Consider the following 14,443-nt stretch of genomic DNA (forward strand, 5'->3'; position numbering starts at 1 on the left):
ATCAACGCATGCATCACCTCGCGACCCATCCATAATGCATATCGTGACGGGTCTATGCAATCGTCGGGGACCCGACAGCTAGGCGGCGTCGGTGTCGTCCGGGTGGTGGTCAGACGGCGCCTTCGTGGCCGGTGGGGTTCGGCGCCGGGCCGCAGCCGGCATCGAGCCCTCCATGGGTAGCGTTGGAGACTCGTGTGACTATGCTCTCGCCGAGAGCATCAACGGCCTGTACAAGACCGAGATGATTCGCCGCCGCGGTCCCTGGTCAAACCTGGGGATCATCGAGTCCGTGACGCTCGAGTGGAGGGACTGGTACAACCATCAGCACATCAGGAAACCATCGGCAACCGGCCTCCGGCGAAAGTCGAGATCGCCTGCTACCAGCAACTCAACGAGTCAGCCGAAGCGGCCTGACTCACAACAAACGGTCCCCGGAGAAGCTGGAACGGTTCACTCCAACAGTCCGCTGAATGGGTTTCAACGAAGTGTCCGCGCGAGAGTGCCCAAGCGTGCAACACGGTGCAGATGCAACGACGCAAATTCTTGTATTGCTGAGAGAGGTCGCGCCGCTGACGGGACCGAAGCCACGCCCAACGATCGTCGTTGTACCTCGGTCGTGTACCCGGGCCGCGGAATGGACGCTGTATCGAGAGAAGGCAAGGAAAGATGGAGGCTAGGGCCGGAATCGAACCGACGTACACGGCTTTGCAGGCCGCTGCATCACCACTCTGCCACCTAGCCTCTGATGCGGGCGGGATCATATCAAGATCCTCGCCGCTTGGCGAGCCCTGAATCCGGGTCCGGCTCGCCGAAACTAAAAGGCCCCGGCGATTGCCGGGGCCAGATATCTGGAGCGGGAAACGAGACTCGAACTCGCGACCCCAACCTTGGCAAGGTTGTGCTCTACCAACTGAGCTATTCCCGCTGTGTTGATGGCGCGTATTTTACAGGGATGTGTCTTCGCGTCAACCCCTGTTTTTTTCGGCTTCGGCGGTTCCGTTCACCGCGCGCCACGCCGCAGAAAGATACAGAACCATGGAGTAGATAGTCAACACCGCCGCGATGTACAGCAGACCAAAGCCCACCATGAACGCGGACACGCCCATAATCGGCTCAGCGTAGAGCATGAGCAAGATTGCCACCATCTGTGCAGTGGTTTTGATCTTGCCGAGCCATCCAACGGCCACGCTCGCCCGCAAGCCGAGCTCGGCCATCCACTCGCGCAGTGCCGAGACAGTGATCTCGCGGCCGATGATCACGGCCACGGGTACGGCGACCCATGCGTTGGCGTTGGCGGTGAGGATCGCCACCAGGGCGACGGCCACGATGAGCTTGTCAGCCACCGGGTCGAGGAAGGCGCCGAACGCGGAGGTCTGCTTCCACAGGCGCGCGAGGTAGCCGTCGAGCCAGTCGGTCACCGCCGCCACCCCGAAAATCGCTGCGGCGATGACGTTCGACCACGGGTACGGTAGCAGGAACATCAGCCCGAGTACCGGGATCATCGCGATGCGCAGAAGGGTGAGAATGTTCGGCAGATTCCAGCTCATGTGCGGGCCTTGATTGGGTTCGTATGGCCTGATGTAGAGACGGCCGGAACGAGACTCTATCACGCTCCGCGGGTATCACTGTCTACCCGTTGAGGCTGTCATGGATGCGCTCGGCGAGCGCCTGACTGATCCCCGGAACACGCATGAGGTCCTCCACCCCGGCACGCTGTACGCCACGCAGGCCACCGAAGTGCTTGAGCAGCGCCTGACGCCGCTTGGGACCGAGCCCGCCGATGTCCTCGAGCACGGAGTGGGTACGCTGCTTGCCGCGCCGACCGCGGTGGCCGGTGATGGCGAAACGGTGGGCCTCGTCGCGGACGTGTTGCAGCAGGTGCAGGCCGGGAGCATCCGGGGCCAGGCGGAACTCGCCGGCGCGCCCGGCGATGTGCAGGACCTCCTCGCCGGGCCGCCGCCGCGGCCCCTTGGAAATGCCCACGATGGTGACATCGACGAGCTGAAGCTCCTGGAGCACCGCCTCCGCCTGGGCGAGCTGGCCCTTGCCGCCGTCGATGAGCAGCAGGTCGGGCACCGGGGCCTCGCCCTGCTTCACGCGGGTGTAGCGCCGCTCCAGCGCCTGACGCATGGCGGCGTAGTCGTCGCCGGGTTCGATACCGGAGATATTGAAGCGCCGGTAGTCGGACTTCAGCGGCCCCTCGCGGTTGAACACCACGCAGGAGGCGACGGTGGCCTCCCCCTGGGTATGACTGATGTCGAAGCACTCGATGCGCTCCGGAATGGCATCCAGGCCCAGGCCTTCCTGCAGATCCTCGTAGCGCCGATCCATGCTCGCCTGGGTACTCATGCGTGCGGCGAGCGCGTGTTCGGCATTGCTGCGCGCGAGTTGCACCCAGCGACGGCGCTCGCCGCGAACGCGGCTGGCGATGCGCACGCGGTGCCCCGCGTCACCGGAGAGCGCTTCCTCGAGCACCTCGCGGTCCTCGATCTCGTGGCTGACGAGCAGCTCCGTCGGCGCGCTGTCGCCCAGGTAGTGCCGTGCGATGAAGGCGTAAAGAATCTCGCCGGCTTCCGTGCCCTCCGGCGCCTTGGGAAAGAACGTGCGGTTGCCCAGGTTGTTGCCGTTGCGCACCACGAAGACCTGCACGCAGGCGACGCCCTCGCGCAGCTCACAGGCGATGACATCCACGTCGCCCTTGGCGCCGGCGACGTACTGGCTCTCCTGGATGCGGCGAAGCGCGGAGATACGGTCGCGCAGGCGCGCGGCCTCCTCGAATTCCAGCGCCTGCGAGGCCGCCTCCATGCGGCGGACGAGCTCGTCGATCACCGCATCGCTGTCGCCGTCGAGGAACATCTCCACGTGGCGCACGTCACGGGCGTACTGCTCCTCGCTGACGTAACCGACACAAGGCGCGGTGCAGCGCTCGATCTGGTACTGCAGGCATGGCCGGGTGCGGTTCTCGAAGAAGGTGTCCCGGCACTGGCGCACGGGAAAGACCTTCTGCAGGTGGTTGAGCGTCTCGCGCACTGCCCCGGCGCTGGGGAACGGGCCGAAATAGCGCCCCGCGCCACGCCGGCTGCCGCGATGGAAAGCGAGCCGCGGAAAGCGCTGCTGGCTCGACAGGTAGATATACGGATAGCTCTTGTCGTCGCGCAGCAGGACATTGTACCGGGGCCGATGCTCCTTGATCAGGTTGTTCTCGAGGATCAGGGCCTCGGCCTCGGTGTGCGTGACGGTGATCTGCACGTCCCGCACCTGCCCCACCATGGACTGGGTCTTGGCGTTGTGGGCGCCGCGATTGAAATAGCTGCTCACCCGGCGCTTGAGGTTACGCGCCTTGCCCACGTAAATGATCGCGCCGCGGGCATCGAGCATGCGGTAGACGCCCGGGCCCTGGGGCAGCGTCCGAAGTATCGGTTTGGCGTCGAATGCGGTTTCGGGGGTATGGGTCATGAGCGATCGTCCGGCTCAGGCATCACCGTCGACCAACCCATAGCGTATCACCAGACGGGTGAGCTCGACGTCATTGGAAACGCCGAGCTTCTCGTAGAGGCGGTAGCGGTAGGTGCTCACCGTCTTGGGGCTCAGGCACAGGCGGTCGGAAATCTCCTGGAGGCGATAGCCCTCGGTGACCATCATCATGACCTGCATCTCGCGCTGGGAGAGCTTGTCGAAGGGCCGGTCACCGCCCTCGAGTCCGGCAATCGCCATCTGCTGGGCAATGTCCGCGCCAATGTAGCGCCGCCCTGCCGCCACGGTACGAATCGCGCGGATGATCTCGCGTTCATCGCAGCCCTTGGTGAGATAACCCATGGCGCCGGCTTCGAGCAGACTGCTGGGGTACGGTTCGCGCACGTGTACGGTCAGCGCGATGACCCGCAGGCCCGGATCCACCCGCAACAGTTTGCGCGTGGCCTCCAGACCGCCGATGCCGGGCATGTGCACGTCCATGAGCACCACGTCCGGACACTCGGCACGCACCAGGCGCAGGGCCTCCTCACCGGACTCCGCCTCGCCGACCACGTGGATGTCGTCGGCCTCGTCGAGGATCCGATGAATCCCGGCGCGCACCAATTGATGATCGTCCACCAGCAGAACCTTGGTCATCCCGACCGTGGCCTCCCTCTTCGTCCAATGCCCGTCAACCGCCGGGCGCCGCCACCCGGCAATAGCAAATGGTTGTTATTCTATCATTCCCCCCCCGTATCCGAGGCCAGCATATGCTCCGCCTCGGGCATGGCTACCGCGGCGAATGCCGCCAGAACCCCCATCGCACCGAGCACAGTGATCACCCAGGTGACCCCCGCCACCTGTGCCAGCACGCCGAGCAGTCCGCCCGCGAGCGCCAGCAGGCCGACAGAGGTATTGGAAAACGCCACGTAAAGCGGGCGCTCGTCCGAGGGCGCGGCATCCACCAGATAGGTCTTGCGCCCGAGGCGCACCCCCTGTTCCGCGATGCCGAGCAGCACGAAAACCACCGCATAGAGCCACGGCGAGCGTATCGCTTCCGGCAGAGCGCCCACGGCCAGCGCCATGACCGCGATGGCCATCGCCAGCCAGCCGCTGGCGATCATCACCGAGCGGCTGGAGCGATCGGAGAAACTGCCCCATACGGGGCTGCTCAATACATTGCCCAGACCCACGGTTATGACGAAGAGGCCCAGCGCCGCAACGCCGTCGGTGAAGAGATCCTGGGCGTAGAGTGCATAGAACGGCATGGCGAGCTCCACGCTCAGCAGCAGCGCCCGCACTGCCAGAAAACGGCGATACCCGGGTACTTTCGCCACCAAACCGAATCCCGCCCGCAGCTCATCGGCGAGCCGGCGGCCACCCTGGGTCGCTCCAGCGCGCTCGGTGATGGCGGCGAAAAGCGCCGCCGCAAGCGCCCACAATCCGGCCGCCACGAGCACGGGCACGACGTAAGCGGACGCAGGCGCATCGGTACCCAGCCAGTACTGCAACAGGCCGCCGGCGACCATGGTGAGCACGCCACCGATCATCGCACGATTGGAGAGCATCATGCCGCGCCGGCCCTTGGGCACGGTTTTGCCGGTAACGTCCTGAAACGCCACGGAGCCGGTGCCGCTGGCCACGCTGAATGCGGTGAAAAGTACCAGCGTGGCGATACCCGCCGGCAGTGGCGGCAATGCCACCGCCGCTACCGCGATCAGCACGAGTGCCGCGGCCTGGGTCGAACCGGCCCCTGCCCAGACCGTCTTACGCCGCGCCACGGCGCGGATACGCCCGGCCACGAACAGCTGCGGCAACAACGACCCCACCTGCTTGATCGGCATGAGCAGTCCGACGACCGCCGCGGGTGCGCCCAGCGCCCCCAACAGCCACGGCAGCACGAGATTGGGTCCGGCGATCTGCTCGGCGAGCTTGGTGCACGCCCCGTTGGCCACATTGAGCATGTAGTTGCGCGGCAGATCGGTACAGGCGGAATCGGGAATCGCCTCACAGGCACGTTCGTCGGAATCGTCACCGCTTAGAATTCTGTACGCCTGATCCAGGCGCTGAGCCATGGTGCTCAAGCTGACCAACCTCCCGTCACCAACAATTGCCCCCAAACGGCGGCGCCACCCGCCATGGGCACCGCCAGCAACAGCAACGCCGCGCGCAACGCCAGGCGCGGACAGCCCGCCGCGGCGATAAGCCCGACCTTCACCACCACCGAGCTCGCCGCCGCGATCACCACGGCGAGGACGGCCGCGGTAACGCCGAGATCCCCGCCGTAGAGCTGCGCAACGGACAGGGTGATGGCGTTGACGTCGGCGATGGCCGTCACTGCGGCCACCGCATACAGCGCCCCCGTGCCCAGAAAGCGGTAGCCGGCTTCGGCAATGGCGGTCACCGCCACCAACAAGACGCCGAACCGCAGCGTCTCGCGGAGCCGGAACGGCGAGCCGGTCGCCAGCGCCTCTCCGACGTCCTGACCGCGCACCCCCAGCCACAGAATCACCGCCACCAGCACACACACACCGGCCATCACGGCCAGCGACGGCGCGGCGGCCAACGCGAGCGACGGCGAGACCACAAAGGCCACCACCAGCATACGCGGGAAGACCATCGCCTGCGCGAGCGTGATGCCGACGAGCAAAAGCGCGTCGCGGCCGCCGTTGTTCCGCGCGAGCCGGGCGAAACTCAGCGTCAGCGCCGATGACGAGGCCATGCCGCCGAATACGCCGGTGAGCAGGATGCCCCGCGTCTCGCCCAGCAACCGTACGGCGAAGTGCCCGGTGAATGCGATGGCAGCGATCAAAACCACCAGCCACCACAGGCGATTGGGGTTGAACGCCTCCCAGGGCCCCATGCCGGTATCGGGCAGCAGCGGCAACACCACCACCGAGAGCATGAGAAGCTTGAGCGCGGCGAGCAGCTCCTCACGGTCCAACCGCTCCAGCCAGTCGTGCAGCTCCGGCTTGAGCCCGAGCAGCACCGTGACCACGACCGCGCCGGCCCCCGCCACCGCGGGTTGCCCCATGGTGGCGAGCGCTCCCAGCGTAAACGCGATGAACGAGGCCATTTCGCTGGTGATGCCGTATTCCCGGCGCTCCCAGGTGGAGACGATGTGCGCGGAGACGAGAATGACGGCCATGGCGAACAGCGCCACCGCCATGACGACGGCACCGAGCAGCGCCGCGAGCAGGCCGGACGCGCCGCCGGCGAGGCCAATGAGCGCGAACGTGCGCAATCCCGCGACGCGTTGCCCCTCACCCGCCTCGCGTTGCTGCCAACCCCGTTCCAGGCCGATCAACAGACCGATGCCCAGGGCAACCGCCAGATTGGCGAACAGCTCGATGTTGGCTGCCTGTTCGATCTGCATGATTTGATACGTTACCAGTCAGCGCGGCGCGGCGGCACCGCGTGATACAGCAGGCGGCCCATGGAGAACGCGATGGCGCAACGGATCACCCCCCTCCACCCCACCCCCGGCGAGCCGTGCACCCTGGAAGGTACGTACCTCACCGCACCGCTGGCACCGGAGGAGCACCAGGGCTTGTTCGTCTACGCCAACTTCGTCACCAGCCTCGACGGGCGCATCGCCGAACATGGCGCCGACGGCGTGGATGCCGTGCCCGATGACATTGCCAATCCGCGGGACTGGCGCCTTTTTCAGGAGCTCGCCGCGCGTGCCGACGTGCTGATCTCCTCCGGGCGCTATTTCCGCGATCTGGAGGCCGGCCGTGCACAGGACGTGCTGCCCGTGGGCACGACCGGGGCGTTCGCCGACCTGCGTGCGTGGCGGCGGGAACAGGGCCTGCGGGAACAGCCCGACGTGGCGATTATCAGCGCCACGCTGGACTTCACCGTACCGGCGCTTCTGCGCCGCCAGGGGCGGCGCATCCTCGTACTCACCGGCAGCGACGCAGACGTGGAACGTCGCCGGGCCCGCGAGGCGGAAGGCGCCGACGTGGTGGTCGTCTCATCCGGGGCAGGCGTGCGCGGCGCCGACGCCACGCGCGCCCTCGCCGAGCGCGGCTACCGGCATGCCTACTCGGTCACCGGTCCGTGGGTGCTGCAAACCCTGGTGGCGGACGGCTGCCTCGATACGCTCTTTCTGACCACCGTGCCGCGTCTCATCGGCGGGCGGGGGTATACCAGCATCTTCGAGGGCGAGCGCCTGTCACCCGCCGCGGACTGGCGCCTTCGCTGGCTCTACCACGACCCCCATGCCCCGGGGCCCGGCGGGCAGTTCTTCGCCCGCTACGACCGGCCCTGAGCGACCGTCAGCTCATCCCTTGCCCGGCAGGCCACCGTGGGTGAGCGCCTGCGGGTCGAGCAGGCGTTCGAGCTCGGCCTCGGAGAGGTCGGTCATCTCGGCGGCCACCTCGCGGACGGGTCGGCCCTCCTGATAGGCCCGCTTGGCGATGGCCGCGCCTTTCTCATAGCCGATGACGGCATTGAGCGCGGTCACGAGGATGGGATTACGCGAGAGGGCGTCATCGAGCTTGTCCTCGTTCACCGTGAAGCCGGCGACGGCGTCGTCGGCGAGTGCCCGGGAAGCATTCGCCAGCAGCGTCACGCTCTGGAGCACGTTGTGGGCGATCACCGGGAGCATCACGTTCAGCTGGAAGTTACCGGACTGCCCCGCGACGCCCACGGTCGCGTCATTGCCCATCACCTGCGCGGCGACCATGGCCACGGACTCCGGAATGACGGGATTGACCTTGCCCGGCATGATGCTGCTGCCCGGCTGCAGCGCCGGCAGCGCGATCTCGCCGAGCCCGGCGAGCGGGCCGCTGTTCATCCAGCGCAGATCGTTGGCGATCTTCATCAGGCTCACCGCCACGGTGCGGAGCTGGCCGGAGAGCTCCACGGCCGCGTCCTGGGCGCTCAGGGCCTCGAAGTAGTCGTCCGCCGCCCGGAACGGCACCTTGGTCTCGTCGGCGAGGCGTCTCGCGACCCCCGCGCCGAAGTCCGGATGGGCATTGATGCCCGTGCCCACTGCGGTGCCTCCCTGGGCGAGCGCGCACACGCGCGCGAGCGAATCCCGCAGCCGCGCCGCACCGTTTCGCACCTGCGCGGCCCAGCCGCCGAGCTCCTGGCCCAGAGACACCGGCATCGCATCCATGAGGTGGGTGCGCCCTGTCGTGGTGACGCCCCGGAGCTCCTTCGCCCGGGTTTCGATGGTCCCGGCGAGATGATCCAGCGCCGGCAGCAGGGTCTCGTGACAGGCGAGCGCCGCGCTCACGTGGATGGCGGTGGGGATCACGTCATTGCTACTCTGGCCCATGTTGACGTGATCGTTGGGGTGCACGGCGGAGGCAAGCTCTTCACTGGCGAGGTGGGCGATCACCTCGTTGGCGTTCATATTGCTGCTGGTGCCCGACCCCGTCTGGAAAACGTCCACGGGGAAGTGCTCGTCGTACTCGCCGCTCGCCACGGCGCGGGCGGCGACGGCGATCGCGGCGGCGATGTCGTGATCGAGCAGGCCGAGATCGGCATTGGTTTCCGCGGCCGTGGCCTTGATCAGGCCGAGGGCGCGGATGAACTCCCGCGGCATCGTCAGCCCGCTGATGGGGAAATTCTCCACCGCGCGCTGGGTCTGCGCCCCGTAGAGCGCCTGCGCGGGCACCCGCAGCTCGCCCATGCTGTCGTGCTCGATGCGATAGTCCTGGTCGCTCATCAGTTGCCTCCCTTACCGTGGATGCGACGCCCCCTCGCCGGGGGTAAAATCACTGGTTTTCTCTTCTCGCCGTTAGCAACCTGGAGACCCTCGACCTCATGGAGCTCACGCGACTCACCGCCATCTCGCCCGTGGACGGCCGCTATGGCAGCAAGGCCAGCGCCCTGCAGCCGCTGGTCAGCGAGTACGGTCTCATCCGCCAGCGCGTCACAGTCGAGGTGCGATGGCTGCAGGCGCTCGCCGCCGAGCCGGCGATCGCCGAGGTACCGGCGCTCTCCGCGGACGCCAGCGCCGCACTGGATGGGATCGTCGAGCATTTCGATCTCGCCGCCGCCGAGCGCGTGAAAGCCATCGAGGGCACCACCAACCACGATGTAAAGGCGGTGGAGTACTTCCTCAAGGAACGCTTCGCCGACCATCCGGAGCTCGCGCGCATCAGCGAGTTCACGCACTTCGCATGTACCTCCGAGGACATCAACAACCTCGCCTACGCCCTGATGCTCCGCGCGGCGCGCAACGAGGTGCTGCTGCCGTGCATCGACGCCATTATCGAACAGCTCCGCGGGCTCGCGCACGCCTTCGCGGAGCTGCCCATGCTCTCGCGCACCCATGGCCAGCCCGCCTCTCCCACCACCCTGGGCAAGGAGATCGCCAACGTCGTGGTACGGCTGCGCCGCCAGCGCGAGCAGCTCGCCGGTGTCGCCATCCTGGGCAAGATCAACGGCGCCGTGGGCAACTACAACGCCCACACCGCCGCCTACCCGGAAGTGGACTGGCCAGCGTTCGCCAGGCGTTATGTCGAGGGCCTGGATCTCGACTGGAACGCCTACACCACCCAGATCGAGCCCCATGACTACATCGCCGAGCTCTTCGACGCGCTCGCGCGATGGAACACCGTGGCCATCGACCTCGCCCGCGACGTCTGGGGCTACATCAGCCTGGGCTACTTCCGCCAGCGCCTGGTGGAAGGCGAAGTGGGCTCATCGACCATGCCCCACAAGGTCAATCCCATCGACTTCGAGAACGCCGAGGGCAACCTGGGTATCGCCAACGCGATGCTCGAGCACCTGGCACGCAAGCTCCCGGTCTCGCGCTGGCAGCGCGATCTCACCGACTCCACGGTGCTGCGCAACATCGGCGTGGGCCTGGCCCACACCGTGATCGCCTGCCAGGCGCTGGAGAAAGGCCTGGGGAAACTCGAAGCGGACGAAACCCGGCTCGCCGAAGATCTGGACGCCAACTGGGAAGTCCTCGGCGAGGCGATCCAGACGGTCATGCGCCGCTACGGCATCGAGCAGCCCTACGAAAAGCTCAAGGCGCTCACCCGCGGCAAGCGCGTGGACCAGGCCGGCCTCGCCGATTTCGTGGACACGCTGGAGCTGCCGGAGACGGTCAAGGCCGAGCTCGCCGCCCTGACCCCGGCACGCTATATCGGCCTTGCCGCGGAACAGGCGCGGAACGTCTGAATGACGGCACTACTTGGCGGCCTGACCCCGGAGGCGTTTCTCGCGGAGTACTGGCAGCAGCGCCCGCTGCTGGTGCGCGGCGCGTTCGAGCGCCTGCCGGTGGCCATCTCACCGGAAGAGCTCGCCGGCCTCGCTCTGGAGAGTGACGTGGAGTCGCGGGTGGTCATGGGCGAGACCGCGCGCGAGGACTGGATGGTAGTGCACGGACCGTTCGAGGCGGAGTTCTTCACCGAGACACCGGACGACGACTGGACCCTGCTCGTCCAGGACGTGGACAAGCACCTGCCGGCCTTCGCGGCGATGCTCGCACCGTTTCGCTTCCTGCCGGACTGGCGGATCGACGATCTCATGGTGAGCTACGCTGCCCCCGGTGGAACGGTCGGCCCCCACCTGGACCGCTACGACGTCTTCCTGATCCAGGCGAGTGGCCACCGGCGCTGGAAGATCCAGCAACCGGCCCCGGCGCACGAGCGCCTGCGTGACCACCCGCAGCTGCGCCTGCTCGCGGACTTCGAAGCCACCGATGAATGGGTCCTCGGCCCGGGTGACATGCTCTACCTGCCGCCGGGGGTGCCCCACTACGGCATCGCCGAAGACGACTGCGTCACTTATTCCGTGGGTTTCCGGGCCCCGTCCGGCCCGGAGCTGCTGGCCGCATGGGCGACAGAACGTCAGGCCGCCCCCGGCGACGACGACCGCTACCGCGACCCACCGGGGGCAACCGCCACGCCGGGCGCACTCTCCGCCGACACCCTGGCGGCGCTGCGTCGGCTCGTCCGCGAGGCCGCAGCCGCCCCGGACGCGACCCTGGACGACTGGATCGCCCGCCACCTGACCGAGCCCAAACCCGCCTTTCGGCAGCTTCACGCAACCGGCAACAATGATGCCGACGCCATCGCCGCGCGCCTTGCCGCCGGCGAAACCGCTCATCTCAACCCGGCCGTGCGCCTGCTGATCGCCGATACGGCGAGCGGACGCGCCGTGTACATCCATGGCGAGCTGGCGGAGGTTGCCGCGCCGGCGCACGCTGTCGCCGAGCGACTCGCCCACCACCACCGCCTTGAACACGCCGACCTGCCGGCTGCCGGCGCCGGGCGCGATACCGCACTCGAGCTGCTGGCGCGCTGGCGTGGTTACGGCTATGTGCTGTTCGACGAGGATCTGGAGGACGTCGAGAGCGATGAACATTGACGACCTGGAGTTCCGTACCGGCGACTGGGAGACCCTGGCGCCCTATGCTGCGCCGCTGCGCGCTGCCGTTTTCATCGAGGAACAGTCCGTCCCCGAAGACCTGGAATGGGACGGCATCGACGACGAGTGCCTCCACGTGGTGGCACTCACGCCGGACGGCACCTGTGTAGCGACCGCACGGCTGACCACCGACGAACACATCGGCCGCATGGCCGTCCACCCCGACTGGCGCGGCCGCGGCGTCGGCCTCGCGATGCTGGAACGTCTCGTCGGGCTCGCCCGTGAGCGCGACTACACCCGCCTCGCCCTCGCCGCGCAGGTCCAGGCCCAGGCCTTCTACGCCAAGCTTGGCTTCGAGGCCTACGGCGACGTCTTCGACGACGCGGGCATTCCCCATCGGATGATGGCGCGGGATCTCTGATCCCGCGCCCGCTCCGGTTGGCCATTCAAAGCCTGGCTGTCACCGGCGGCGGATTACGCTCGGCGAACTGCCCGTTCCAGTACGGGTAGGGCGGCATCACGGTGCTCGCTTCGTCCAGCCGGGCCACCTGCTCGTCATCGAGCTGCCAGCCGACGGCGCCCAGATTCTCGCGTAACTGCACCTCGTTACGGGCGCCGATGAGCACACTGGACACCGTCGGACGCCGCAGCAGCCAGTTCAGAGCAACCTGGGGCACCGTCTTGCCGCTTTCGCCGGCGATGGCATCGAGCACATCGACGAACCGATACAGCCGTTCCTCCTCGATCGGTGGCGGCGAACACGCGATCAGGGTGACGGGACGCATCCAGACCAATCAGGGGGACCTCTCAGGGCCGCCGCAGTGGGAAACGTAACCACGGGGCAGCACCGCATCGGTACGTTACCGGGAATCAGCGTGCGAACGTCATGGCATGGCGTTGGGAACGCTCGCGACGCAACGCGGCCGCGTAGAGCGGTTTGTCAGAACGGCTCACCAATTCCCCAATGAGCAAGGCCCTCAGGCAGGTTCGCCTTGCTGCCAATATACCGTCCTTCTTTGAACAGGAGTTTCGTACCGTCGACCACGAGCACGCGGCCATGTGAACCCAACCACGCGTCTCCTGTCTCCTGTGCGGGTAAGGCCTCGTAGTCCCCGAATTTCCGCTCGACAATCGTCTTTACCGACTCGTACGAGACATTGGCCTCGGACTCCATATACAACCGCTCGACAGTCGACGTCGCGAGGATTTGTTGCGTCCAAGCCTCCTGCCACTGACTAATCCGACCGAACAGGTAGGCATTCGCAACTACAGAACCGAGCAGGCCAAGAGCCAGGAACCAAGAGATCCTTCTACGCATGAGACCTGCCCCATTTCGGCCGTCCAACAGGCATCACGCAGAGGTGAACCGGCTCCCGGCGGGGAAGACATTGGAGCCGGTTTCGTGACGGGTACACTGGGCGCCGGGCGGTCAAACCGCCGTCAACCAGCCCCAGCGGTCCTCGATCTCGCCCTTCTGAATGCCGCGCACGCGATCGTAGAGTCGCTGCAATACGGGCCCGACGCCTTCCCGTGGGCCAGCCTCGACCACCTCGTCGCCGCGCACGATGCGGTTCACCGGGGTGATGATGACCGCCGTGCCGCAGGCGCCGATCTCACTGAATCCGGGGAGCTCCTCCCAGGCCACCTGACGCCGCTCCACCGGCATGTCGTCCTCCTCTGCCAGCGTCATCAGGGTGTCGTTGGTCACGCTGCGCAGGATGGATTCGGCCGCTGGCGTGACATAGCGACCGTCGCCGGTGATGGCGATGAAGTTCGAGGTACCGAACTCCTCCACGTACCTGTGCTCTCGCGGGTCCAGGAACAGATTGATCGGATAGCCCTGCGCCGCGGCGATCCGGCTGGCCATCATGCCCGCGGCGTAATTGCCCGCGACCTTGACGTTCCCCACGCCCTGGGGCGCTGCGCGGTCGTGGCCGTCGACCACCAGGGCGCTCACCGGCGAAAGACCGCTGGGGTAGTAATCACCCACTGGCGTCACATAGACGAGAAACGTGAATTCCTCGGCTGGCTGCACGCCGATGCGCGGCCCGCTACCGATCAGCAGTGGCCGGATGTAGAGCGCACCGTTGGTGCCATAGGGCGGTACGTAGTCCTCGTTGGCCTTGACCACCTTTCGGATGGCGTCGACGAAGAGCTCGGTGGGCACTTCCGGCATGAGCACACGCCGTGCCGTAGTGGCGAACCGGCGGCCGTGGTCCTCGGCGCGAAACAACCTGACGGCACCGTCCTCACAAGCGAACGCCTTCAGCCCCTCGAAGGCGGCCTGACCGTAGTGCAGGGAGGTGGCGGCAATGTGCATGGGCAGGTAGGGGCTTTCTTCCATTACCTCATCGCCCCACTCGCCATCGCGCCAGGTATATCGGATGTGGCAGCGGGTATTGACGTATTGGAACCCGAGCCGGCTCCAGTCGATTGCCATGAATTGTTTCTCCGAGAAATTGGATCGCCGCACTCGGGCACAGGACGCCCGGCGCCCAAACGTTGTATCAACGGTAATCCTTTTGAGATTGCCACTTCCGCCCACCGCCGATCAAACGCCGGCCGTCGACCGCCCGGGAAACGGTGTGTCCGTTGGCCGCGGGCAGAACGTGGCACGCAACGGCACGTCGACTATCGGACGATCCATTCACGT

13 protein-coding genes, 2 tRNA genes and 1 pseudogene are annotated in these 14,443 nt (G+C 66.7%); 5 read left to right on the plus strand and 11 right to left on the minus strand.

Features of this window, described 5'->3' with window-relative positions; translation table 11 throughout:
* Positions 1-142: 142 nt before the first annotated feature.
* Positions 143-414 (plus strand): annotated as a pseudogene (locus tag ACPEES_RS11875) (integrase core domain-containing protein); the annotation flags it as partial.
* Between the two features lie 253 nt (positions 415-667).
* Here the strand turns inward: ACPEES_RS11875 and ACPEES_RS11880 are convergent.
* From ACPEES_RS11880 to ACPEES_RS11910, 7 genes are all read right to left on the minus strand, one after another.
* A tRNA-Cys gene (locus ACPEES_RS11880) sits at positions 668-741 on the minus strand.
* A gap of 108 nt (positions 742-849) precedes the next feature.
* Positions 850-925 (minus strand) — tRNA-Gly (locus tag ACPEES_RS11885).
* 40 nt (positions 926-965) lie between these two features.
* Positions 966-1,547, minus strand: coding sequence for a CDP-diacylglycerol--glycerol-3-phosphate 3-phosphatidyltransferase (gene pgsA, locus ACPEES_RS11890; RefSeq protein ID WP_435103706.1), 582 nt, complete (start codon positions 1,545-1,547; stop codon positions 966-968).
* Positions 1,548-1,629: 82 nt separating this feature from the next.
* The gene (gene uvrC, locus ACPEES_RS11895; RefSeq protein ID WP_435103707.1) at positions 1,630-3,456 is read right to left on the minus strand and encodes an excinuclease ABC subunit UvrC; all 1,827 of its coding nucleotides are present in this window, start codon (positions 3,454-3,456) and stop codon (positions 1,630-1,632) included.
* A gap of 15 nt (positions 3,457-3,471) precedes the next feature.
* A complete protein-coding gene (gene uvrY, locus ACPEES_RS11900; protein WP_435103708.1) occupies positions 3,472-4,110 on the minus strand; it encodes a UvrY/SirA/GacA family response regulator transcription factor in 639 nt (212 codons plus the stop codon).
* Positions 4,111-4,193: 83 nt separating this feature from the next.
* Positions 4,194-5,528: an MFS transporter gene (locus ACPEES_RS11905; protein ID WP_435103785.1), complete on the minus strand. Its 1,335-nt coding sequence runs from the start codon at positions 5,526-5,528 to the stop codon at positions 4,194-4,196.
* A 5-nt stretch (positions 5,529-5,533) separates the two neighbouring features.
* A complete protein-coding gene (locus ACPEES_RS11910) occupies positions 5,534-6,829 on the minus strand; it encodes an MgtC/SapB family protein (protein ID WP_435103709.1) in 1,296 nt (431 codons plus the stop codon).
* Positions 6,830-6,901: 72 nt separating this feature from the next.
* Here ACPEES_RS11910 and ACPEES_RS11915 point away from each other — a divergent pair, with 72 nt between their 5' ends.
* Entirely contained in the window at positions 6,902-7,726 is an 825-nt protein-coding gene (locus ACPEES_RS11915) for a RibD family protein (RefSeq protein WP_435103710.1), read from the plus strand.
* Between the two features lie 12 nt (positions 7,727-7,738).
* Here the strand turns inward: ACPEES_RS11915 and ACPEES_RS11920 are convergent, their stop codons facing one another.
* Positions 7,739-9,133, minus strand: coding sequence for a class II fumarate hydratase (locus tag ACPEES_RS11920; RefSeq protein ID WP_435103711.1), 1,395 nt, complete (start codon positions 9,131-9,133; stop codon positions 7,739-7,741).
* Positions 9,134-9,231: 98 nt separating this feature from the next.
* Here ACPEES_RS11920 and purB point away from each other — a divergent pair, with 98 nt between their 5' ends.
* Genes purB through ACPEES_RS11935 form a run of 3 tightly spaced genes read left to right on the plus strand, consistent with a single transcriptional unit; the run spans position 9,232 to position 12,211 of the window.
* Positions 9,232-10,599 carry an adenylosuccinate lyase gene (gene purB / locus ACPEES_RS11925; protein WP_435103712.1) on the plus strand — a complete coding sequence of 456 codons (1,368 nt, stop codon included), beginning with the start codon at positions 9,232-9,234 and terminating at the stop codon, positions 10,597-10,599.
* Positions 10,600-11,790 (plus strand): cupin domain-containing protein, encoded by a 1,191-nt coding sequence (locus tag ACPEES_RS11930; RefSeq protein WP_435103713.1) that lies wholly within the window; start codon positions 10,600-10,602, stop codon positions 11,788-11,790.
* A complete protein-coding gene (locus tag ACPEES_RS11935) occupies positions 11,780-12,211 on the plus strand; it encodes a GNAT family N-acetyltransferase (protein WP_435103714.1) in 432 nt (143 codons plus the stop codon). The genes ACPEES_RS11930 and ACPEES_RS11935 overlap by 11 nt, the downstream gene beginning before the upstream one ends.
* A 25-nt stretch (positions 12,212-12,236) precedes the next feature.
* Here the strand turns inward: ACPEES_RS11935 and ACPEES_RS11940 are convergent, their stop codons facing one another.
* From ACPEES_RS11940 to ACPEES_RS11950, 3 genes are all read right to left on the minus strand, one after another.
* Positions 12,237-12,575, minus strand: coding sequence for an aldo/keto reductase (locus tag ACPEES_RS11940; RefSeq protein ID WP_435103715.1), 339 nt, complete (start codon positions 12,573-12,575; stop codon positions 12,237-12,239).
* A 155-nt stretch (positions 12,576-12,730) separates the two neighbouring features.
* Complete coding sequence (locus ACPEES_RS11945) at positions 12,731-13,108, minus strand: hypothetical protein (protein ID WP_435103716.1); 378 nt, start codon at positions 13,106-13,108, stop codon at positions 12,731-12,733.
* A 111-nt stretch (positions 13,109-13,219) separates the two neighbouring features.
* The gene (locus ACPEES_RS11950; RefSeq protein WP_435103717.1) at positions 13,220-14,335 is read right to left on the minus strand and encodes a branched-chain amino acid aminotransferase; all 1,116 of its coding nucleotides are present in this window, start codon (positions 14,333-14,335) and stop codon (positions 13,220-13,222) included.
* Positions 14,336-14,443 lie beyond the last annotated feature (108 nt).

Source organism: Arhodomonas sp. AD133, assembly GCF_051195215.1.
Taxonomy (GTDB): domain Bacteria; phylum Pseudomonadota; class Gammaproteobacteria; order Nitrococcales; family Nitrococcaceae; genus Arhodomonas.